The following is a 19,898-nucleotide window of genomic DNA, read 5'->3' on the forward strand; positions in this document are numbered from 1 at the left end:
CGTTGGACGGTGCCCCTCCATCGCCGGCCATAGGGAACAAGCCCGGGATGAGGTAGACTGCCGCTTACGTCTGGGCTGACGTTCTCGAACGGGGGCATGCGATGCAGGCGATACCGATAGCGCATCCGGCGGAGCAACCTGCCGCGATCTCGATACCCTCGCTAGGCGGTTATCCGACCGCCGTCTTGTGCTGGCTGCTTTCGGCCGGCGTCTATATCGCGGCCAAATGGGTGGCGCCGGAAATGCCGCCCTGGGGGTTGTGCTTCTGGCGGCTCTTGCTCGCCTGCGCCATCCTGTTGCCGATCGTGCACCGCCATCACGGCGCCATGCTGGCGCTTCTCAAATCCCGCCCCCTTGAGATCGTCGCCGTCGGCGCGATCGGCCTGACATTTTGCCAGGGCATGATCTACCGTGGACTGAACGACACTGACGCGACCACGGCCGGCATCATCATGGCGATGTCGCCGATCATGACCATGGTGCTGGCGCGCCTGGTGCTGGGCGAACCGCTCGGCCTCTGGAAAGCGCTCGGCGCGGTTGCAGCACTTGCCGGCATGCTGGTCATCGTCGCGCATGGCAATATCGGCGCGCTGGTGCAACTGCGCTTCAACATCGGCGAATTGTGGATCGTCGGCAGCGCCTTCTGCTGGGCGCTCTACACGGTGCTGCTGCGCCGCTCCAAATTCGGCCTCGAGCTTCTGCCATTGGTGGTCCTCCTGCTCGGCGCCGGCGCGCTGGTGGCGCTGCCGTTCCATCTCTGGGAGATATTCAACGACGAGCGCTCCGCCCTGAATGGCAAGGGCCTGCTCGCGCTCGCTTATCTGGCCGGCCCCGGCGGTGCGCTGATGTATTATCTCTACAACAAGAGCGTCGAGACGCTGGGCGCCAGCCGGGCAAGCATGCTGCTCTATCTGCAGACGCTGTTCGTCGCCATCCTCGCCTATCTGCTGCTCGGCGAGAGCCTGCATGACTACGATTTGCTTGGCGCCGCCTTCATTGTCGTCGGTGTCGTGCTGGCAACGGTCCTCAAGCCAAGGGCGGTTCGATCCAAGGCGTGAGCAGGCCCAAAGCAGCTCGCTTAACATATGTGGATGTCTCCGCCGCCAAGTCGATCTATCGCCTTGGCGGGGCGGAGAGAATCGACATGGACTGCTTCACCAGGCTCGAAGCGTTGATCGACACCGGCAGCGCCGACGCGGTCGAGGAAGCTCGCGCTCTGCTCAAGCATCTCGCTGCCGGCTCACGCGCCACTTTCGACGCGGCCGACGAATTCCTGATCGAGTTGATGACCTTGGCCTTCCTGGTCGAGGCCGGCCTGGAAGCCTTTCACAACCCGGCGCGGCGCCTGGCGCGCCTCAGGCTCTCACGATTGAAGCTGCTGCTGCCTTGAACCGCCAAGCTTTCCTAAATTAGCCATTTTTGCTATTGGCTGCCCTTCGCAGCGGCGGCCTCGGCCGAAGGGGACCATGGCGATCGACAAGCGCGTGAACGCATGAACGGCCCTCAGCACAGGCTGGAACTGCGCGTGCTTGGCGATTTTCAGGTCACGCGCGACGGCCAGCCGCTGGACCTGCCGCCGTCGCGCAAGACGCGGGCGCTGCTCGCTTACCTCGGCGTCACCGGCAGGCAGCATCAGCGCGAGCGGTTATGCGAGATATTCTGGGACATTCCCGACGACCCGCGCGGCGCCTTGCGCTGGAGCCTCTCCAAGATCCGCCAGGTGCTGGGCACCGACGAATCCGCTTTGAGCGCCGACCGCAACGCCGTCGTACTCAACATCGCGACGGACTATGCGCAGCTGGCGCCGCTGGTGAAGGCTGACCTTTCGTCACACTCGACCGAGGAGCTTGAAGCCGTCCTGGTCTCGATCCGCGGCGGCTTTCTCGCCGACCTCTCGCTCGAGCGCTGCTTCGACTATGAAGCCTGGCGACAGGCCATCGCCAGCGAGGTGGAGATCGTCGAGCTTGGCATCCTGCGCGAGCTGGTCGAGCGTCTGCCAGGTGAGCCGCGACGGGCGCTGCCCTTCGCCCGGCGCCTGCGCCGCCTCCTGCCGGACGACGCCGGCCTCGCCGCCGAGACCGAGGCGCTGGAGGAGAAGGTTCGGTCGGCTGCCGCTCAGGCAACCGGCCGTGCGCCGCAGTCTGCTCCCCCCACGCCGCCGCAGCCGCCGTCGAAACCCGCTGCGTTACCGCAGGATCCCGGCCGCGCCGTGCAATTCTGCCGGGCTCTCGACGGCACCAGGCTCGCCTATGCCAGCACCGGCAGCGGCTCGGTGATCCTGCGCGCCGCGCACTGGATGTCGCATCTCACCTTCGACTGGGACAGCCCGATCTGGCGGCACTGGATGCGTGAATTGTCGCGCCACAATCGGCTGGTGCGCTATGACGAACGCTGCAACGGCTTGTCGCAGCGGCAGGTCGTCGACATCTCGTTCGAGACCATGGTGTCCGACCTCGAACGCGTGGTCGAGGCGACGGGGCTCGACCGCTTCACATTGCTCGGCCTGTCGCAGAGCTGCGCGGTTTCGATCGCCTACGCCATCCGCCATCCCGAGAAAGTATCGGGCATGATCCTCTATGGCGGTTACGTCAAAGGCTGGCGGGCGCGGGGCGACGCCGGCGAGATCGCGACACGCGAGGCCGTGGCGACGCTGATGCGCGAAAGCTGGGGCAAGCCGAACCCGATGTTCCGCCAGGCCTTCTGCTCCATGTTCATCCCCGGCGCCACCCACGAGCATTTCGCCTGGATGGACGATCTGATGCTGCGTACTGTCTCCCCCGACGATGCCTGGCGCCTGCAGAGCGCCTTTTCAGTGATCGATGTCAGCGATTTGCTGGAAAAGGTGAAGGTGCCGACGCTGGTGCTGCACGCGCGCGACGACAACGTCGCTCCCGTCGAATCCGGGCGCACCATGGCCGCGGGCATTCCCGGCGCGCGTTTCATCGAGCTCGAAAGCCAGAACCACATCCTGCTCGAAGGCGAACCCGCCTTCGAGGAGTTCATAGACCACGTTCGCGCTTTCATCGCCGAGACGGCGGGCAGGTAAGCGGATACGCGAAGTCCTCAACCCTTGGCGAGCGGCACGGTGAAAACCGTCGCGGTGCCGGTGAGGCAAAGCTCGCCGGCTTCGTTGCGCACCGACGTCTCCAGCTTCGTGATCGGCTTGTCGGCGCGCACCTCCTTGACCTCGACGCGGCCGGTGATCAGCTCGCCGACGCCGACCGCCTTGACGAATTTCCACGACACTTCGAGGAACACCGAACCGGGGCCGGGAAGGTCCTCCGCCACCACCGCGTTCAGGATCCCGGAGGTGACGCCGCCCTGCACGATGAGCTTGCCGAACACCGAGGCCTCGGCCAGTGCCTTGTCGTAATGCAATGGGTTACGGTCGCCGGTCATCTCGGCGAAGGCGTCGATATCCTGCGGTTGGGTGCGCCGCGAGCGCTCGGCAAAGGCGCCCACCTTTGGCCGGCCCTTGGTGACGCCGACCCAGCCGTCCTTCATCACATGCACAGTCATGGCCTTGCTCCGGTTCGGTTGCGATTGAGATTCGAGCCGGCCGAAGCCGGCGGCTCGTCCTGATTGGCCGGCGCCCGATGCGCCGTCGGCCGCGATGCAGGGAAGGGTGCCCGACGGCCAGGCATGGGCTGGCCTGCCAGGGCCTGCACCTCTGCCTTCAGCACGCCGCTGAAGCGGCGATGCCGCCCGCCGAGATCGTCGAGCGTCCAGTCGAAGCCGGCGATCGCGTCGGTGATATCCAGGATCTGGTTGGCGATCAGGTCGCGCTGCTGCTGCCAGATCGCGAATGCCGCCTCCGAGCCATCGAGGATGGCCCGCGCCAGAGTTTCGGCGTCGCGCAGCGCATCGGAAATGCCGTGCGAGGTGATCGGGTCGCGGAAGAAGCCGGCGTCACCCACCAGCGCCCAGCCGGGGCCGTGCGGCTGGCGGATGTAGCCCGGCACGCCGCGGAACGCCTGCAGGCGAGTGTCCTTCGGCGCCAGGGCCGCCTGTTCCGCCAGCGCCGGCGCAAGCGCTTCGAGCACATCCATGCGGGCACGCGCATGGCCGAGGCGGAAGCGCTGGTCGAACAGGCCGGTCGGCACCGAGGCGACGATGCAGGCGACGCCGTCATTGGTCGGGATGAAGGAGCCGGCGATCCCGTCGCGGAAGTACCAGTGATAGCCGGCGCCCGGCTCGACGGGCGCATAGCCATAGACATGGGCGGCGGACACCGCGCCGCGCCGCAAGGGCTGGGCGTCGACGCATTTTGCCACTAGCGAGCCGATGCCGTCGGCGCCGACCACGATATCGGCGCTGACCCGGAGCGATGCGCGGCCGGCATCTCGGATATCGACGCCGCGCACCCGCCCGCGCGTGTCGGCGAAGAGATCGCCGACCGCGACTTCGTGCAGGATCTCCGCGCCAGCCTTGCGCGCCGCGTCGACCAGGATGCGGTCGAGCACCGTGCGCCGCGGCGCGATCAGGCCGGGTAGGTCCGAACCGGAGGCAAGCGGGACGGTGATCTCGTCGTCGCCATAGTGGAACGTCGTCGTCTCGATCAGCGGCGTCCCGGCCTTGAGCAACGGCTCGAGCAGGCCCCAGCGCCACAATTGCAGCACCGCGGGCCGCATCAGCGCATGTGTCGACAGCGTGTCCGAGCCATAGGGCTTGCGGTCGATCGCCAGCACATTGAGGCCCGCGCGGGCGAGCAGCATCGCGGTCGCGGCGCCCGCGCAACGAGCGCCAACGATGATCGCATCGTAATGGCCGCGCCTCGGGGAGGCCATGAGGGAGATTGTTGCCATGGTCGTGGTCCTCAGGCCGCCTTGCGGCCGTTGCGGTCGAGATGACGGGAGATTTCGCCGGCGATCGCCTCGGCATCCGCCCCGACGCCGCCGATGAAGTTGGAATCGCGCTTGCGCAGGAAGCGGAAGCCGAGCGCGTAGAGGCCGGGCACGCTGGTGACGCCGCCCTGATGCGCGAGCTCGCCATCGCCGCCGAGCGCCAGCGGCTCCAGCCAGCCGAACGAGCGCGCATAGCCGGTCGCCCAGATGATGGTTCGGATCGATCCGTCGGTCAGCGACAGCCGCTCCGCGGAGGATGCCGGCATCACCACCGGCTCGGGCCGGTATGGTGTCGCCACACCCGCGAACCGGTCGATCTGGCCGAGTAGGCGCGCCTGCTTGGCTTCGGCTGCCGCGATGTGCGCCCCAAGATCGCCCGCGAAGCCGATCTCGCCGTCGCCGACGCCGCGCACCCGCCCGGTCAGTTCCACGCCGAGCGCCTGCAGCGTGGCGAGATCGACATCGGCCCTGTCCGGCCGGCCGGCGAGCTGCAGCGATGGCTGGCGCCGGGCGCCTTCCGGATTGGCGAGGTCTTCGGGGCGCTGCGCCATCAGACCCATCGCGCAGAGCCAGAAGAAGATGTCGTGGCCGCGCCATGTTCTGGGCAGCCGCGTATGCTTGCCGACCGAAAGCACCACGCGGCGCCCGGCGCGGGCGAGCTCGTCGGCGATCTGCACGCCGGAGGATGATGCGCCGACGACCAGCACGCCGCCGCCTGGCAGCTCGCCGGGCGAGCGATAATCCGAAGCGTGGATGCTCAGCGGTCCGCGAATGGTTTCGGCCCCAAACGGGATGACCGGCCGGTCGCAATGCCCCGTCGCCACGACGACCGCGCGCGCCGACCAGTCGCCGGCGCTGGTGCGCAGGCCAAAGCCGTCGCTGGTCCGCCGGGCGGCGATGACCTCGACATTGGTCTCGACGGGCGCATGCCATTGCCAGGCGTAGCGCTCCAGGCTTTCCACGAACGCCCCTTTGCTCATGAAGCCGTCCGGATCGCCGCCCTTGTAGGGCGAGCCGGGGAGTGCATTCAGCCAGTTCGGCGTGAGCAGCCGAAGCGAGCGCCAGCTCTGCGAGCGCCAGCGCTCGCCGATGCGCCCGCGCTCCAGCACGGCATGGTCGATGCCGGCCTGGCTGAGGCAATGGCTGAGCGCAAGGCCAGCCTGGCCCGCGCCGATGATGACGACAGCGCGTCTCATGGTTCAGTTCCGTCCGAGGAGAGGGAAGCGGCCCGGACCGGTTCCGGACCGCCTGTCGGCTTACTGGATGGTCTTGATGCCGACGGTGACCGGCACGCCCTTGGTCAGCACGTCGAAGACGGCCGAACGGGCACGCGACTGCTCGACCAGCTGCTGGAGCTTTTCGGCCGGCGCGTCGCCTTCGATCTCGAACGACACATGGATGTTCTGGAAGCCGTTGCGGACCTCATCGGAGATGCCGAGGATGCCGCGCAGGTCGATGTCGCCGTCCACCGAGCACTTCACCTTGGTGAGCTTGATGCCGCGCGCGGCGGCGATGTTGGCGACGCCGGCCATCAGGCAGCCAGCCAGCCCGTGAAGAAGCCACTCGACCGGGGTCGGCGCATTGTCGGCGCCGCACAGAATCGCCGGATGGTCGGCGTCGGCATAATGCGGCTTCTCGTGCTTCTGCTCGTTGCCGGCGCCGAAGAAGCCATGCATGACGGTCTTGCTGTGCGTGCCCTCGATCCACTCATTGTGTGCGCGGAACTGGAACTTGGCGAGCTCCGGCTGCCCGGCGACGAAATTGATCGTCGCCATCAGGTTCGGCGTGTCGACGCCATTGAGAGGAAGCCGTGCAGGTTTGGTGTTGGGTTGCATCATCATCTCCAAAGGTTGTTTTGCGGCTTGGTTGCCGTGACGGCCTCTGTTTGCCGTTGGAGCGTTTGAACGAGAGTGGATGCGACCGTGGAATTTTTCATACGCCCACCGTGGAAATTGGCATGGACGTATCGTTTGAAACGAGGTGGCTCACCGCTTGAGCCGATGCGCCCGAACGCAAAACCCCGGGCGTGGGGAAGCGCCCGGGGCTTGTCGACGGCGTGGCCGCGATCGCTATCGGCGGCTAGCCGATGGTGCGGATGTCCACCCCGCCGGTGCCGGAGGCAGCGCGGCGCGTCGAGGTGTAGTAGTCGATTCCCGAACGCGTGATGCCCATGTCCTTGAGCAGATAGTCAGGCATGGCATGCAAGGCGGCGCGGTCGCTGCGCATCCTCATCGCATGATAGAAAAGCCGCAGCGCCCGGCCGGCAAAGCCGATCGGGCCGATGCCCGACCGGCCGGTTTCATAAGCGGTATGCTCCAAACTCGTCATCGTCGTCTCCATTTTTGCGGCGCGACCATTTCGCGTCGGCGATGGCAGGACTGTCGCTGACGACCGGGGGAGCCAGCGTTGGAGCGGGCGTCGAAACTGCCGTGGAATCTGGCGATTTCTCAGTTTGAAATATCGTCCTTGGCACGGAGCACGTCCGCCTCGAAGCCTGGCGCGATCGCTTCGTCTTCGCGGGGCCTGCGGCCCGCGCCCGGATTGAGGCGTGGCTTTGCGGGCCCGCAAACGAAGACACGGGCGGACATCGGCAAGAGGCTGGCGGTTCGCACCCTCGCGTATCGCCGAAACCCATGCCGGCAGGCAAGCCGCCCCTAGAACCGGTTCAGCAGCGAAAACAGATGGGAGGAGCAACCAGATGCCTGTCCCGGCGTTGAGTGACAGCAGCCGGCTCACGAGGCCGCAAGCCGTGGGCCGCCGCGAAATGCTCTTTGGGAGCCGCGCTCATGCCTCCACTGGTGCTCTTTGTTATCAAGAACCTCGCCATCGGGGCGATCATCGGGTTGGCCGTGGCGTGCTGGCTCCTGGCTTTCGGCACACTCGGCAGCCATCTGTCGTCGGGCGCGGGCGACTATGTGGCTGCCGGGATGATCGCCTATTCGATGGCGTCTTGCTTCGGGATGGGATTCCTGGCCACGGCCTTGATGTTTCTGGAGTAAGCCGTCTGCCCAACGCCGATGTCCCGAGGGCAACTACCCGGCGCCTGGCCATAGGCCTGCCGCTCACCGCAACGGCCGCCGGTAACCCGCCCCTACCTTTCCGCAAATGCCCTTGCGAACGAATCCATCATCGGCCGCACCAGATATTCGAAGAAGGTCCGGTCGCCGGTGCTGATGAAGGTGTCGACCGGTGCGCCGGGATAAAGCTGTTCTCGCTTCACGCCGGGCGGCAGGGCATCGGCGATCTTCAGCCTGGCGCGGAAATAGGGCTCGTGGGTGGTTTCGTCGATCAGCCGGTCGGCTGAGATCTCGCTCACCGTGGCCGGCACCTCTGGCGTGAGCCGCGTGTTGAGCGCCGACAGCCTGAGCTTCGCCTTCTGGCCGACATGCACCTGGTCGATGTCCCTAGGCCTGAGCTTTGCGTCCACCACCAGGCCGGATGACGTGGGCAGGATCTCCATGATCTTCTCGCCGGGCGCGACCACGCTGCCTTGCGAATTATAGGTGGAGGACACGACGATGCCCGCCGCCGGCGCGGTGATCGTCGTGCGCTTCAGCACGGCTTGCGCGGCGCGCATCTGCTCCTCGATGTCGGCGAGGTTGGTGCGCACGTCGTCGAGCTTGGTCAGCGCCTCCTCGACGCGCTGCGTGGTGGCGCGCTCGGTCTGCGCTTCGGCCTCCGCGATCTGCGTGTTGGCGGAGGCAAGGTACGCCGCCAGCGCGCCGGCCTGGCCGACAAGGTCGGCCTCCGAGCGCAGCAGCTGCGAATATTCGGTGCGGTTGGTGAGGCCCTTGCTGAGAAGGTCGGTCTTGATACCGAGTTCCTTCTTCACCACCTCGGTCTGCTGCTCGATGGCCGCCTTCTGCGCGTTCAGGCCCTTGACCGACTCGCGATGCATGGCGACCCGCTGCGCCAGGATCGACTGCTCCGAGCGGAAGCGCGCAAGCCTTGCGTCGAACTCCTTCTGCTGTTCGCGGATCAGGTTCTGGAACTCCGGCTGGAACGGCGCCGGCGCGGGCTCGCTGATCGGCGCCAGCCGGTCCAGCCCGTCGCGCTCGGCCTCCAGCCGCGCGGCATTCGCCTTGAGCGCGATCCACTGCCTCGTTAGCCGGTTGAGATCGGCCTCCGGGGCGGTCCGGTCGAGCAGGATGAGCTCCTGGCCTTCGCGCACGCGGTCGCCTTCATGCACAAGCAATTGCCTGATGATGCCGCCCTCGCGATGCTGGATCAGGATGTTGCCGCCCGTGGCCGCGATCGTGCCTTGCGTGATCACCGCGCCGGCCAAAGGCGCCTGAGCCGCCCAGGTGCCGAAGCCGCCGACCAGCAGGGCGATCGCCGCGTAACCGGCAAAGGCTGTGCGCCGGAAATCGGTGCGCGGGCGGTCGTGGAAGCTGAGGCTTGGCGCGGACATCGCCTACGACCCGCGGCGGATGGTCTGCGAGGCGCGGATGACCGGAGCGAACGATCCCGTCACCACCGTGCTCCGCTGCGCGCCTGGTTGCCGCAGCACCTCGGCGCTCGGTCCGAACGCCTCGATGACGCCGCCGCGCAGGACCATCACGCGGTCGCAGGCCGCTGCGATCGAAGGGCGATGCGTGATGACGATCGTGGTGACGCCCGCCGCGCGCGCGGCCGCCAGCACCGCTTCGAGCGCCGTTTCGCCGGCGCCATCGAGATGCGTGCTCGGCTCGTCCAGCACCAGGATGCGCGGATTGCCGTAGAAGGCGCGCGCCAGCCCGATCCGCTGCCGCTCGCCGCCCGACAGCGTCCCGGCGACCATCGTCTGGTAGCCGTCGCGCAGCGAAAGGATCAGCTCATGCGCCTCGGCGCGTCTTGCCGCCTCGATGATCGCCGCGTCGTCCGCGCCTGCCTCGAAGCGGGCAATATTCTCGCTGACCGAGCCGGGGAAAAGCTCCACCTCCTGCGCCAGATAGCCGATATGCCGGCCAAGCTGGCTCTCGTCCCAGGTCCTGAGCTCGGCGCCGTCGATCCGGACCGAGCCGCCGCTCGGCTGAGTCGCCCCGACAAGCAGCCGCGCCAGCGTCGATTTGCCGGCGCCGCTCGGGCCGACGATCGCCACTGCTTCGCCGGGCTGAATCGCGAAGCTCAGCCGCTTCAGGATCGGCTCGGCGCCGAACGTCGCATTCGGCCCGATGAAGAAAAGATCCTGCGCGGCAATCGCGCCGGCCGGATCGGGCAAGGTTAGTTTGCTTGCTTGTGCCGGCTGCGCCGCAAGCGCGACCTGCAGCCGCGTCCAGGCGCGCCTGGCCTCGCCGATCTGTCGCCACGAACCGATCAGCTGGTCGAGCGGCTGCAGCGCGCGCGACGACACCAGCGAGGAGGCGAAGATCATGCCGGCCGTCATCTCGCCCTTCAGCACCAGCCAGGCGCCGGCGCCGAGGATCGCCAGCTGCAGAATCATGCGCAGCGCCCTGGAAGTGCCGCTGAAGATCGCATTGGCGCTGGCCGAGCGGTCATGCAGCACGAGCGCCTCCGCCACATGCCGTCCCCATGCGCGCGCGGCGTTTTCCACCATCCCCATGGCGCGCAGCGTCTCGGCGTTGCGGGCAAAGGCCTGCTCGGCCCGGCTGGCCAGAGCCGAGCGCTCCGCGGAGAGCGCATCGTTCCTGCCGATGGCAAGCTGGTTGGCCACGACCAGCACGACCAGCAGCGCGGTGCCGCCGAGCGTCACCCAGAACAGCACCGGATGGATGAGGTAGAGCAGGCCGAGGAAGACCGGCGCGAAGGGCAGGTCGAACAGCACCGCCACACCGCGCGAGCGGATGAAGGCGCAGACCGCGGCGAGGTCGGCGAGCGGCGACGGCCCGCTCCGGTCGCCGAGCGAAGCGGCGAAAACCGTCGCGCCCAACCTGTCATTGACGGTGGCGGCGATGCGCTGCGTGTAGACGGCGCGGACGGCGTCGAGAAAGCCGAGGAAGCCGAGCGCCGCGACTGCGATGACCGACAGATAGACCAGCGTTTCGACGCTGGAGGAGGGCAGCACCCGGTCATAGACCTGGAGCAGGTAAAGCGGGACCACCAGCAGCAGCAGGTTGATCAGCAGCGAGAACAGGCCGACATCGCTGACCGCGCGCAGGAACACGCCGCGCAGGGAAACGGGCCGCAAGCTGGTCGGAGGGCGCTCTCGCGACATTGCCCTGGACGCCTAGGCTGTGTGTTCGGCCGTGACGTTCAAATGGCTCTGCTGCAGTTCGTCCAGCGTGTAGGCGTGAATGTAGTCGATCTTCATCTGGGCCGGCGTGGCGAGATGATCCGGCGGCGCGCCGGCCTGGCCGCCGACCGCGAGATCGACCAGCATGTACATCGGCTTGTTCATGTCCGACGGGGTTGCCGCTTGCGCGACCTGCACGCCGTCATAGGTCCAGACCAGCTTGTCCGGCGTCCACAACAGGCCGTAGGTGTGGAAGCCGGCGGTATCCATGACGTTCACCGTGGATCCGACCGTCGTGTGCTGGCCCGTCTCGAGGGTATGCGCCGTCATCAGCAGCGAATTCGGCTTTTGGCCATACATCTCCACCACGTCGAGTTCCGGCGGCCACGAACCGTCTTCCGGCAGCAGCCAGAAGGCCGGCCAGGCGCCGGCGTTTTCCGGCAGGTCGGCGCGCATTTCGAAATAGCCATAGGTCTGCGAGAACGAGTCATGCGTGGTGAGCAAGCCGGAGGTGTATTCGTAATTGTTGATCAGCGGCTTGATGTCGGCCGGCGCCTGCGCCGCGGTGATGGTGAGCACGCCATTGTCGATGCTGAACGGATGCACCGAGCTGGTCGGCGCGTAATTGGCGTCGATATACCATTGCAGCTCGTTGTTCCGGGTCAGCGTGCTGCCGTTCGCCGCGCCCCACCAGAAGTTGGTGTCCCAAGTGCCGCCCTGGCTATTGTTGAGGTTCAGCGTGTTGAACTCGTCGCTGAAGGACAGCGTCATGCCGGACTTGTCGATCGGCAGCTGGAACTGGCTGGGCTGGAACTTGTCGATGGTCGTGTTCTTGAATTCGAGGATCTCGCCCGATCCGAGGTTCAGCACCACATTCGGCCCCGCCTGGATCATGCTGTCGTGGATGGCGGCGAAGGTAGTGAAGCCGTAGCCATCGAGCCGCACGGTGTCGTTCGCGGCGAAATTGACGATGGAGTCGCTGCCATTGCCCTTGGCGATGATGAAAGTGTCGGCGCCGCCGCCGCCGCCATCGATCAGCACATCGTTGCCCGCGCCGCCGTCCAGGGTCTGGCCGCCGCCCTTGGCGGTGATGATATTGTCCAGCGCATTGCCGAAGGCATAGTTGTGGGCGTTGGTGACGACGAGGTTCTCGACATTGTTGGGCAGCGTGTAGCTCATCCATGTGTTGATGGTGTCGACGCCCTGGCCGGCGTACTCGACCACTTTGTTGCTCGCCGAATAGAGGTAATAGATGTCGTCGCCTTGGCCGCCATACATGGTGACGTTGACGCCGCTGGAGGCCCAGATGGAGTCGTTGCCGCTGCTGCCGTTGAACGTCCCGGGCGAGGACGCCGAAAACCAATGGTTGGAAGCGCCGCTATAATAAAGAGGAACGCCTATCGCGTTGACGACGAAGCTCATCGGACACTCCTTCCTGGGTGGTGGCTGACTTTCAGGCCAACCTGCAAAGCCGGCCTATGGTTCCAAGGAATCGCGTCACAGTACAGTAAAAATTGCCATTCATCGATTAATGATTAGAAATGATTATGATAAGGTGTATCTAATGCAATTTAAGCGCGATAATTACACCTCGAATTACCCAATTTTACTCAATATTGCGAGACTCATGCCAAAATATTGGGCAGAATGCTGCTCGTGATCGCAATTGACCAGCGCGGCGCCCGCGATGAACGAGGGTTGAGTCGCCAAGCGCGACGGTGGACATTCGAGCCGGAAACCCGATCGCAGCACCAACGTCCTATCCCCGTCACAAAGCGGCACGGTAGCCGCGGGGCGAAAAATTTGACAGCCTCTGTCGGATCGGCTGGAGGCCGCCCGTCCTTGGGGCATCGATCAACGAAACCAGAGAGGATATCGAGACATGCCGAGCACCATCCACCTGCACCGCGTCCTGGCGACCAAGCCGGAGAAGGTCTATCGCGCATTCGTCGAGGCCGACGCGCTGGCCAAGTGGCTGCCGCCGAACGGCTTCACCTGCACGGTGCATGAGTTCGAGGGCAAGGTCGGCGGCGCCTACAAGATGTCCTTCCGTAACTTCACCACCGGCGGCAGCCATTCCTTCGGCGGCGAATTCGTCGAGCTCGTCCCGGGCGAGCGCCTGCGCTACACCGACCGCTTCGACGATCCCAATTTGCCGGGCCAGATCGAGGTGACGGTGACCTTGAAGAAAGTGTTGGTGGGCACCGAGATCAACATCACCCAGGCCGGCATACCGGACGCCATCCCCGCCGAGGCCTGCTATCTCGGCTGGCAGGAATCGCTGCGCAACCTGGCCAAGCTCGTCGAGCCGGAGATCAATCAATAGTCCCGGGCAAACCGGCGCGGTTGCCGTGATCCTCCCGCCTGGAATTGCGTCAAACCGAAAAACGTGGCGGCCGGGTTCCCGGCCGCCGCGTTCCCCAAGGTAAGCAATATTTCACCAAGCGCTGATAAAAGCCGCTGCCATGGATCGCAACAAGAACAACGACCTCTTTGTCCTGATGGCCGCGCTTGCCGCCATCGCGATCTACAACATTGCCTGCGGCATCAAGATGGGCGAAGTCCGAGGCAAGCTGCACTGGGTCGCGCTCTCGGATGATCCGACACGGTTCTGGAATATCGTGGTCGGCAATTCGATCGTCCTGGTGGGCTCGATAGCCTTCCTATGCGTTCTGTGGGTGATCAATTCACGCAAGCCGGGATGATCTGAGGCGGCGTCCTCGCCACCCTCATATCGCCCTTGTGATGCCCCCATCCACGCGAATGTTCTGTCCGGTGATGTAGGCCGCCCCGTCCGAAGCCAGGAACGAGATCGTCGCGGCGATCTCTTCCGACGTGCCGTAGCGCTTCATCGGCACACTGTCGCGGCGCTCGTTCGTCGTCGGCAGGCTGTCGATCCAGCCGGGCAGCACATTGTTCATGCGGATGTTGTCGGCCGCATAGGTGTCGGCGAAGATCTTGGCGAAGGCGGCAAGCCCGGCGCGCGCCACGGCCGAGGTTGGGAACATCGGGCTCGGCTCGAACGCCCAGGCGGTCGAGATGTTGATGATGACGCCTGATTTCTGCTTCTGCATCACCGGCGTCACCAGCCGGGTCGGGCGCACGGCGTTGAGGAAATAGGTGTCGATGCCCTTGTGCCAGTCCTCGTCGCTGATCTCGATGATCTGCGCGCGCGGCCCGTGGCCGGCGCTGTTGACCAGCACGTCGATGCGGCCCCAGCGCTCCAGCGCGCCGTCCGTGAGGCGCTTCATCATTCGACTGGTTGGAGCCGGTGACGCCGAAGCCGCCGAGTTCCTTGCCCAGCGCCTCGCCCTTGCCGGAGGAAGAGAGCACGCCGACCTTGAACCCGTCGGCCGCCAGGCGCTTCGCCGCCGCCGCCCCCATGCCGCTGCCGCCCGCCGTCACCAGAGCTACTTTTTCGCCTGCCATGTCACTGTCCACTCGTTGGAATTGTTGAAAGCGATCCTGTTAGCATGCGCGGGGCAGGTGATGAACCGGATTGGATTGCGCCAAGGCGATTAGCGAAAGCCGCGGAGCGCCTAATCTCCCTCCTTGTGGGGGAGATGGTCGGCAGACCAGAGGGGGGCGCTGTCCCGCAGCGTATCAGCGGTTATCCATGTCTCCACTACCAATAGGTGGGCGTCCAGGCATTGCCAGCGCCGCGTTCCTTCGCGCCCCCCTCTGTCCTGCCGGACATCTCCCCCACAAGGGGGGAGATCAGCAGCTTCGGCGCCTCGCTCAAACCTAAAAAACACCCATCAGCGCCTTCGAAACCCTCGCGCAGCGCCCCGGCGTCACATCGCCCGGCTTCAACGGCACGCCTTTTCCCGGCGCCACCGCCGGCTCGTACCAGCTCCGCAGCGCCTGGTCGGCTGCGCAATAGCCCCAGTTCACCAGGTCGACCGTCTCTTCGCTGCCCAGGAAATGCAGTGAGGTGCCGATATCCGCCGGCGCGGTCGCGGCGGTCTGCACGAAATTCGGCTCGCTCGCGTCCGGCTTGCTGGCGATCGACCAGAAGACGCCGCGCGTCGCCGCATAGTCGGGCCGGGTCGCGTCCTTGGGCAGGCCGCGATCGTCGGCGTCCTTGGCCGCCTGGAAGCGCGCCACCAGGTCCCGTCGCCGCAGTGAGCGCACCTGGTTGTCGGTGGTGTCGAGCACGCGTTTGAGCTGCGAGAACCAGTTCCAGTAGCCCGCCTTCGAAGCCTGCCAGGGCGCGCCGGCGTCGCTCACCAGCAGCCAGCGGCAGCGCTTCAGCGCCGGCTCGATGCCGTGATTGTCGTAGACGCCGCCATCGGTGAGCACGGCGCGGGAAGGCGGCACCGGCGCGCCGACCGAAGGGTCGAGCTTATCGTTCTTCCACACGAAGGGCGTGAGGTCGAGCCGAAGCGGCGACAGGAAAGGCGGGAAAGCCGAGGAGGCAGCCACCGCGGTCGCGACCGGCAGGTCGGCCTGGTAGGCGACGCCGATGCGATAGTCGGCGATGTAGCGCCGCGACAGCCGAAACAGCGAGCCGGTGCCGAGATTGCTGGAGCAGAACACGAACCAGGGCTTTTCCGGCAGGCTCTTCAACATCGGCCGGGAACCGTCGAATAAGTTCCGCTCGTAGCAGGCGGCGACTTCGCGCGCCGCGCTCGAAAACGGGTTGAACAGGCCCTTGAGGATCGACGGCGCATCGAGGAAGACCTGCGAGAACTCCAGGATCCTGTCGAGATAGATATCGAAATTGCTGGCGACGCCGCCCGCGAAGACGAAGCGTGGCCAGAGCACCGCCAAGAGCCCGGCCGCAATCGAGCCGCCCGAAACCGAGCTCACCATGTCGAGCTTCTGGAGCAGTCCCGCCTCGTTGAGACGGCAGAGCGCGCCGGCGTGGAACAGCATGGCCCGGTAGCCGCCGCCCGACAGGCAGAGGCCGAGGTCGTAGCGCTCGGCCTTGCCGTCGATGCTGGCCGCGCCGCCTGGCGCCGCCCCGGTACCGCGCGCTGCCGTCACACTGGCCATGAATGCTCCCCTCGTTCAGGCGCGGCTGTTCCGGCGCCTAATCCAGCCCAGCGCGGCCATTCTGGCAAGCGGCGGAATCGCGGAATTTCGGGGTTGGGAAGCTTGGGGTTCCTCGCCTCCACGAAGTGGGGGAGAGGTGTCCGCGAAGCGGACGGAGAGGGGGACTTCGTAGGGCGCTCCCCCTCTCCGTCTCGGCTTCGCCGAGCCACCTCTCCCCCACTTCGTGGAGGCGAGGTACTCTCCCTCACAGCTCCTTCTCGGCCAGTTCCCTGAATCCATCCGGCACCGAGCGCGGGCCTTCCAGCGCCACCGTGCCGTAGCCGACGGCTTCCTTGCCGAAGCGCTGGCGGATCTTGTCGATGGCGCGGTCGGCGCCGAAGCGGGCGAGACCCTTGCGGCTGCCGGGCTTCCTCTTCTCATCGATCAGGCCAAGCGGCAGTTCGAGCTGCAGCTCGGCATGCTCCTCCAGATGCGAGACGGAGATGGCGAGCAGCGATATGTCGCGCTCGCCGGGATTGGCGGCCAGCACGCCGCGCACCAGCTCCTCGGCGATCTCGGCCAGCATCACTGTCGCCTGGATCGGCTGCTCCAGCGTCACCGAGCGGGTGACGGCGCGCAGATCGGCGAAGCGCACCCGCACCGTCACCGTGCGCCCGGGCCGGTCCTTGGCGCGCAGGCGGCTCGCCACGCGGTCGGCCAGATGCAGAAGCGTCGGCACGAAGACGCGCGGCACCGCCGGCTTCCTGCCAAGCGCCGATTGCGCGCCGGCCGAATGCGCGCGGCGATGCGTCTCGAGCTTGCGCGGGTCGCGGTTCCAGGCGAGCGCGGCGAGCTTCTGGCCGGCGGCGTGGCCGATCAGCCGCTCCAACGCGCCGCTATGGGTGCGCGGCAATTGCCCGATGGTCTCCACGCCGATCTCGCCCAGCCTCGCCTTGGTCGCCGCGCCGACACCCCACATCAGCGTGACGGGCAGGTCATGCAGGAAGGCGAGCTCGGTGCCGGGCTCGACCACCACCAGCCCGTCGGGCTTGGCCACCTGCGAGGCGATCTTGGCGAGGTGCTTTGTCTGCGCCACGCCGATCGAGATCGGCAGGCCGAGCTCGGCCTTCACGCGCTCCCGGATTTTCCGCGCGATCTCCTGCGGCGGCCCGAACAGATGCGTGCAGCCGGCGACGTCGGCGAAGGCCTCGTCGATCGAGATGCGCTCGACCACCGGCGTGAAATCGTCGAGCACCTTGATCGCGGCGTCGCCGAGGCGCTGGTACTCGGAAAAATGACCGCCGACGAAGATGAGCTGCGGGCAGAGCTCGCGCGCCTTGCGGCCGGGCATGCCGCCGCGCACGCCAAACACCTTGGCCTCATAGGAAGCCGCCAGGACCACGCCGCCGCCGACGGCGATCGGCTTGCCGCGCAGCGAGGGATCGAGCAGCTGCTCGACGGAGGCGTAGAAGGCGTCGAGATCGGCATGCAGAATGGTGGCGGCCGCGGCGTTATTCGTGGCGGCCATCGCGCGCTCCCGTGGCCATTTGTGTGGCATTGCAGCATTAGCTGCGTCTTTTGTAAGGGGAATTAATAGAACATAAAGAGAACAAAAGAAGCTCGCTGTCAAGCCGCCACGCTTGAGCGTGCAAGTTTCCACAACCTGAAGCCACAGCCGCCGATAGAGCTCAGCTTGCACGATCGCCCGTGAAGGAAATCGTGCGAACGGGAAGGATTGTAGGTGCTCTGCGACCGCCCGAGCTTCGGGAATAGAGATTTGATCTGATGTTTGCGACAAGCCGGCAAGCGCATGAATGTGGCTGACACTCAGCCAACGGTGGAGTTCAACTGCTTTTCCATAACAACAAGTTCCAGGTCGGGGCGCAGCGGACGACCGACCGAAGGGTCGTCGTAGGGGAATGCTAGAGTTTCGCCCGTCAGCTCGTATCCACGCCGGCGATGCCAAGCGATCAATGCCTCACGCTGCCGGATCACCTCCATTCGCATCCGTGGCGCCCCAGCCGCCGCGGCCTGTCGCTCGACCTCCTGCTTGATCAACTTTCCGATGCCAGCGGTCTGCTCGTCCGGAGCCACGGCGAGCATCGACGTATGCCACGCGCCATCGTCGTCTATCGCGATGTTGATGCAGCCGGAGATCGCGCCATCCGTCAACCGGCGCAGCAGAAGAATGCGTCCCCGCGCGATGAGCGCACGAACGCCCTCCTCGCCGATGCGCGGTCCATCAAGCAACCCACGCTCGTTGGTCCATCCCTCAACTGCGCCATTGGCCCTGTATGCCCGGTTCACGACTGACACTATTGCAGCGGCATCGCCCGTCACGGCATCAATGAAACGCAATTTTTCTACTCCTATCGAAACGTTCGTCATTGCAGCTGCGATCACCGTTGGGGCGCCCCAGCATCCGGTTTTGGGGTCACGCCGTCTTCGCACCAGCAGGAGCCGGCGACGTGATCGACGCCTACCTCGCTTGTTCGCCCGTCGTAAAAGCCTCGGTTACGATGAATTTGGTTCGGAGATATCTCCACCTTCAGGAGCGCGCTCCCGACACCGTCGCGATAAAGGCGCGCAGGTCGGCCAGCATCAGTTCCGGCTCTTCCAGCGCGGCGAAATGGCCGCCCCGCGGCATGTCGGTCCAATGCACGATGTTGTAGGTCTTCTCCGCGAACGAGCGCGGCGGCGGCAAGAACACCGGATCGGGGAAGGCCGCAACGCCGGTCGGCACCTGGATGCGGGTGCCGGCCGGAAGCATTAGCGACTTCTCAAGCCGGCTGCCGTAGTAGATCCAGGTTGCAGTCACGAACGATGCCGGCGCGATGTAGAGCATGATGTTGGTGAGGAGTTCCTCCTCGGAAAACTTGCTCCAGATGTCGGGGTCGCCATTGGCGGTTGTCGGAAGATCGGCCCACTTGCCGAACTTTTCGAGTATCCAGCCCGCCGCTCCGACCGGGCTGTCGGCCATCGCGATGCCGAGCGTCTGCGGACGGGTTTCCTGCTCGTGAAAGTAGGCGCTCTCCTGATCGGCAATCGCGGCCCGCTTGGCGGCGAAGGACTTCTCCTCGCCGGTCGTCGGAGCGGCGTCCTCCGCACGCACGGTCATCATGTTAATATGGATGCCGAGCAGAGCGTCCGGGCGATCATGCGCTGCCCAGGCCGCGATGCCGTGGCCCCAATCGCCCCCTTGAATGAAATACCGCGCGTCGCCGAACAGTTGAATCATCAGCCCATGCACGAGCGCAGCAGCCCGCCGCGGGCCGATCGGGCGCGTGATCGGGTTGGAGAACGCGAAGCCAGGAAGCGAGGGGACGACAACATCGTGCCCGTCCGCTGCGAGCGGCTCCAACAGCCGCTCGAACTCGAGATACGAGCCCGGCCAGCCGTGGAGAAGCAGGACGGGCGGCTTGGAGCCGTCGCCTTTCACATGAACGAAGTGGAGGTGCTCGCCTTCCACGTCGGCCGTGAAGTTGGGCAGCGCGTTGAGGCGCCGTTCGACCGCACGCCAGTCATAGCTGTCCCGCCAATAAGCGGCGAGTCGCTTGAGGTCATCAACCCCGACCCCCGCCGACCAGCCTCCCGCATCCGGCAGCTGGCTCCAGTCATAAGCCTCGACCTTGGCTCTGATCGTGGCGAGCCGTTCGTCAGGGACGTTTATTGTGTAGGGTGAAATCATGATGTTCTCCGCTTAAGCTGGGATGCGGTTCCAGGAAGAGGGTGTCCACGAATCCGATATTGTCGATCGATGTTCTGAGAGCCGAAGACTACTCGGCATACTGCTCGGTACGTCGCCGAGGTTGAAATCGAACCTTCTGATCTCCGTTTCCGAAGCGCGGTGCGTGGCGCTGGCGACGCATAGCCTTTGACCGCAGCCTGTGGACGAGCCGCTGGTC

The 19,898-nt window shown here is 65.8% G+C and carries 18 protein-coding genes and 1 pseudogene; 6 read left to right on the top strand and 13 right to left on the bottom strand.

Annotation, left to right across the window (positions count from 1 at the left end):
- The first annotated feature begins 101 nt into the window (after positions 1-101).
- The 3 genes from EJ068_RS27880 to EJ068_RS33505 all read left to right on the top strand — a co-directional run bounded on the left by EJ068_RS27880 (position 102) and on the right by EJ068_RS33505 (position 3,046).
- On the top strand, positions 102-1,058 hold the full coding sequence (locus tag EJ068_RS27880; protein WP_127249939.1) for an EamA family transporter: 957 nt from the start codon (positions 102-104) through the stop codon (positions 1,056-1,058).
- Between the two features lie 86 nt (positions 1,059-1,144).
- Positions 1,145-1,390 (top strand): hypothetical protein, encoded by a 246-nt coding sequence (locus EJ068_RS27885; protein WP_127249940.1) that lies wholly within the window; start codon positions 1,145-1,147, stop codon positions 1,388-1,390.
- 102 nt (positions 1,391-1,492) lie between these two features.
- Positions 1,493-3,046 (top strand): alpha/beta fold hydrolase, encoded by a 1,554-nt coding sequence (locus tag EJ068_RS33505; RefSeq protein ID WP_245463249.1) that lies wholly within the window; start codon positions 1,493-1,495, stop codon positions 3,044-3,046.
- Positions 3,047-3,063: 17 nt separating this feature from the next.
- Here the strand turns inward: EJ068_RS33505 and EJ068_RS27895 are convergent, their stop codons facing one another.
- The 5 genes from EJ068_RS27895 to EJ068_RS27915 all read right to left on the bottom strand — a co-directional run bounded on the left by EJ068_RS27895 (position 3,064) and on the right by EJ068_RS27915 (position 7,172).
- On the bottom strand, positions 3,064-3,519 hold the full coding sequence (locus tag EJ068_RS27895; protein ID WP_127249941.1) for a MaoC family dehydratase: 456 nt from the start codon (positions 3,517-3,519) through the stop codon (positions 3,064-3,066).
- Positions 3,516-4,805: an NAD(P)/FAD-dependent oxidoreductase gene (locus EJ068_RS27900; RefSeq protein WP_127249942.1), complete on the bottom strand. Its 1,290-nt coding sequence runs from the start codon at positions 4,803-4,805 to the stop codon at positions 3,516-3,518. Before EJ068_RS27900 ends, EJ068_RS27895 begins: the two co-directional genes overlap by 4 nt.
- An 11-nt stretch (positions 4,806-4,816) precedes the next feature.
- Complete coding sequence (locus EJ068_RS27905; protein ID WP_127249943.1) at positions 4,817-6,040, bottom strand: NAD(P)/FAD-dependent oxidoreductase; 1,224 nt, start codon at positions 6,038-6,040, stop codon at positions 4,817-4,819.
- A gap of 60 nt (positions 6,041-6,100) precedes the next feature.
- A complete protein-coding gene (locus EJ068_RS27910; protein ID WP_245463250.1) occupies positions 6,101-6,679 on the bottom strand; it encodes an OsmC family protein in 579 nt (192 codons plus the stop codon).
- A gap of 244 nt (positions 6,680-6,923) precedes the next feature.
- Positions 6,924-7,172, bottom strand: a complete 249-nt coding sequence (locus EJ068_RS27915) for a DUF1127 domain-containing protein (protein WP_189342314.1) — start codon at positions 7,170-7,172, stop codon at positions 6,924-6,926.
- A 458-nt stretch (positions 7,173-7,630) separates the two neighbouring features.
- Between EJ068_RS27915 and EJ068_RS27920 the strand changes: the two genes are divergently transcribed.
- Entirely contained in the window at positions 7,631-7,843 is a 213-nt protein-coding gene (locus EJ068_RS27920) for a hypothetical protein (protein WP_126083426.1), read from the top strand.
- 92 nt (positions 7,844-7,935) lie between these two features.
- Here EJ068_RS27920 and EJ068_RS27925 read toward each other — a convergent pair whose 3' ends face one another.
- The 3 genes from EJ068_RS27925 to EJ068_RS27935 are packed head-to-tail and all read right to left on the bottom strand — an operon-like array spanning position 7,936 to position 12,438.
- Positions 7,936-9,255: an HlyD family type I secretion periplasmic adaptor subunit gene (locus EJ068_RS27925; protein ID WP_127249946.1), complete on the bottom strand. Its 1,320-nt coding sequence runs from the start codon at positions 9,253-9,255 to the stop codon at positions 7,936-7,938.
- Positions 9,256-9,258: 3 nt separating this feature from the next.
- Complete coding sequence (locus EJ068_RS27930) at positions 9,259-10,971, bottom strand: type I secretion system permease/ATPase (protein ID WP_245463251.1); 1,713 nt, start codon at positions 10,969-10,971, stop codon at positions 9,259-9,261.
- A 39-nt stretch (positions 10,972-11,010) separates the two neighbouring features.
- Positions 11,011-12,438, bottom strand: a complete 1,428-nt coding sequence (locus EJ068_RS27935) for a family 16 glycosylhydrolase (RefSeq protein WP_127249947.1) — start codon at positions 12,436-12,438, stop codon at positions 11,011-11,013.
- A 460-nt stretch (positions 12,439-12,898) separates the two neighbouring features.
- Here EJ068_RS27935 and EJ068_RS27940 point away from each other — a divergent pair, with 460 nt between their 5' ends.
- Positions 12,899-13,342: an SRPBCC family protein gene (locus EJ068_RS27940; protein ID WP_126061566.1), complete on the top strand. Its 444-nt coding sequence runs from the start codon at positions 12,899-12,901 to the stop codon at positions 13,340-13,342.
- A 139-nt stretch (positions 13,343-13,481) separates the two neighbouring features.
- On the top strand, positions 13,482-13,721 hold the full coding sequence (locus EJ068_RS27945) for a hypothetical protein (RefSeq protein WP_126083422.1): 240 nt from the start codon (positions 13,482-13,484) through the stop codon (positions 13,719-13,721).
- 24 nt (positions 13,722-13,745) lie between these two features.
- On the opposite strand, the pseudogene EJ068_RS27950 reads toward EJ068_RS27945, so the two are convergent.
- The 5 genes and pseudogenes from EJ068_RS27950 to EJ068_RS27970 all read right to left on the bottom strand — a co-directional run bounded on the left by EJ068_RS27950 (position 13,746) and on the right by EJ068_RS27970 (position 19,681).
- Positions 13,746-14,445 (bottom strand): annotated as a pseudogene (locus tag EJ068_RS27950) (SDR family oxidoreductase).
- Positions 14,446-14,760: 315 nt separating this feature from the next.
- The gene (locus EJ068_RS27955) at positions 14,761-16,014 is read right to left on the bottom strand and encodes a patatin-like phospholipase family protein (protein WP_127249948.1); all 1,254 of its coding nucleotides are present in this window, start codon (positions 16,012-16,014) and stop codon (positions 14,761-14,763) included.
- Positions 16,015-16,258: 244 nt separating this feature from the next.
- Entirely contained in the window at positions 16,259-17,521 is a 1,263-nt protein-coding gene (dinB, locus tag EJ068_RS27960) for a DNA polymerase IV (RefSeq protein ID WP_127249949.1), read from the bottom strand.
- A gap of 299 nt (positions 17,522-17,820) precedes the next feature.
- On the bottom strand, positions 17,821-18,381 hold the full coding sequence (locus tag EJ068_RS27965; RefSeq protein WP_127249950.1) for a GNAT family N-acetyltransferase: 561 nt from the start codon (positions 18,379-18,381) through the stop codon (positions 17,821-17,823).
- Between the two features lie 160 nt (positions 18,382-18,541).
- Positions 18,542-19,681, bottom strand: a complete 1,140-nt coding sequence (locus tag EJ068_RS27970) for an epoxide hydrolase family protein (RefSeq protein WP_127386002.1) — start codon at positions 19,679-19,681, stop codon at positions 18,542-18,544.
- Positions 19,682-19,898 lie beyond the last annotated feature (217 nt).

This window comes from Mesorhizobium sp. M2A.F.Ca.ET.043.02.1.1, assembly GCF_003952405.1.
Taxonomy (GTDB): domain Bacteria; phylum Pseudomonadota; class Alphaproteobacteria; order Rhizobiales; family Rhizobiaceae; genus Mesorhizobium.

What these genes read in the sequence shown, in the direction of transcription:
- EJ068_RS27895 (WP_127249941.1), bottom strand. Translation starts at nt 3,519, where the DNA reads ATGACTGTGCATGTGATGAAGGACGGCTGGGTCGGCGTCACCAAGGGC.
- EJ068_RS27955 (WP_127249948.1), bottom strand. Translation starts at nt 16,014, where the DNA reads ATGGCCAGTGTGACGGCAGCGCGCGGTACCGGGGCGGCGCCAGGCGGC.
- EJ068_RS27935 (WP_127249947.1), bottom strand. Translation starts at nt 12,438, where the DNA reads ATGAGCTTCGTCGTCAACGCGATAGGCGTTCCTCTTTATTATAGCGGC.
- EJ068_RS27940 (WP_126061566.1), top strand. Translation starts at nt 12,899, where the DNA reads ATGCCGAGCACCATCCACCTGCACCGCGTCCTGGCGACCAAGCCGGAG.
- EJ068_RS27885 (WP_127249940.1), top strand. Translation starts at nt 1,145, where the DNA reads ATGGACTGCTTCACCAGGCTCGAAGCGTTGATCGACACCGGCAGCGCC.
- EJ068_RS27915 (WP_189342314.1), bottom strand. Translation starts at nt 7,172, where the DNA reads ATGACGAGTTTGGAGCATACCGCTTATGAAACCGGCCGGTCGGGCATC.
- EJ068_RS27910 (WP_245463250.1), bottom strand. Translation starts at nt 6,679, where the DNA reads ATGCAACCCAACACCAAACCTGCACGGCTTCCTCTCAATGGCGTCGAC.
- EJ068_RS27945 (WP_126083422.1), top strand. Translation starts at nt 13,482, where the DNA reads ATGGATCGCAACAAGAACAACGACCTCTTTGTCCTGATGGCCGCGCTT.
- EJ068_RS27925 (WP_127249946.1), bottom strand. Translation starts at nt 9,255, where the DNA reads ATGTCCGCGCCAAGCCTCAGCTTCCACGACCGCCCGCGCACCGATTTC.
- EJ068_RS27970 (WP_127386002.1), bottom strand. Translation starts at nt 19,681, where the DNA reads ATGATTTCACCCTACACAATAAACGTCCCTGACGAACGGCTCGCCACG.
- EJ068_RS27880 (WP_127249939.1), top strand. Translation starts at nt 102, where the DNA reads ATGCAGGCGATACCGATAGCGCATCCGGCGGAGCAACCTGCCGCGATC.
- EJ068_RS27920 (WP_126083426.1), top strand. Translation starts at nt 7,631, where the DNA reads ATGCCTCCACTGGTGCTCTTTGTTATCAAGAACCTCGCCATCGGGGCG.
- EJ068_RS27905 (WP_127249943.1), bottom strand. Translation starts at nt 6,040, where the DNA reads ATGAGACGCGCTGTCGTCATCATCGGCGCGGGCCAGGCTGGCCTTGCG.
- dinB (WP_127249949.1), bottom strand. Translation starts at nt 17,521, where the DNA reads ATGGCCGCCACGAATAACGCCGCGGCCGCCACCATTCTGCATGCCGAT.
- EJ068_RS27965 (WP_127249950.1), bottom strand. Translation starts at nt 18,381, where the DNA reads ATGACGAACGTTTCGATAGGAGTAGAAAAATTGCGTTTCATTGATGCC.
- EJ068_RS33505 (WP_245463249.1), top strand. Translation starts at nt 1,493, where the DNA reads ATGAACGGCCCTCAGCACAGGCTGGAACTGCGCGTGCTTGGCGATTTT.
- EJ068_RS27900 (WP_127249942.1), bottom strand. Translation starts at nt 4,805, where the DNA reads ATGGCAACAATCTCCCTCATGGCCTCCCCGAGGCGCGGCCATTACGAT.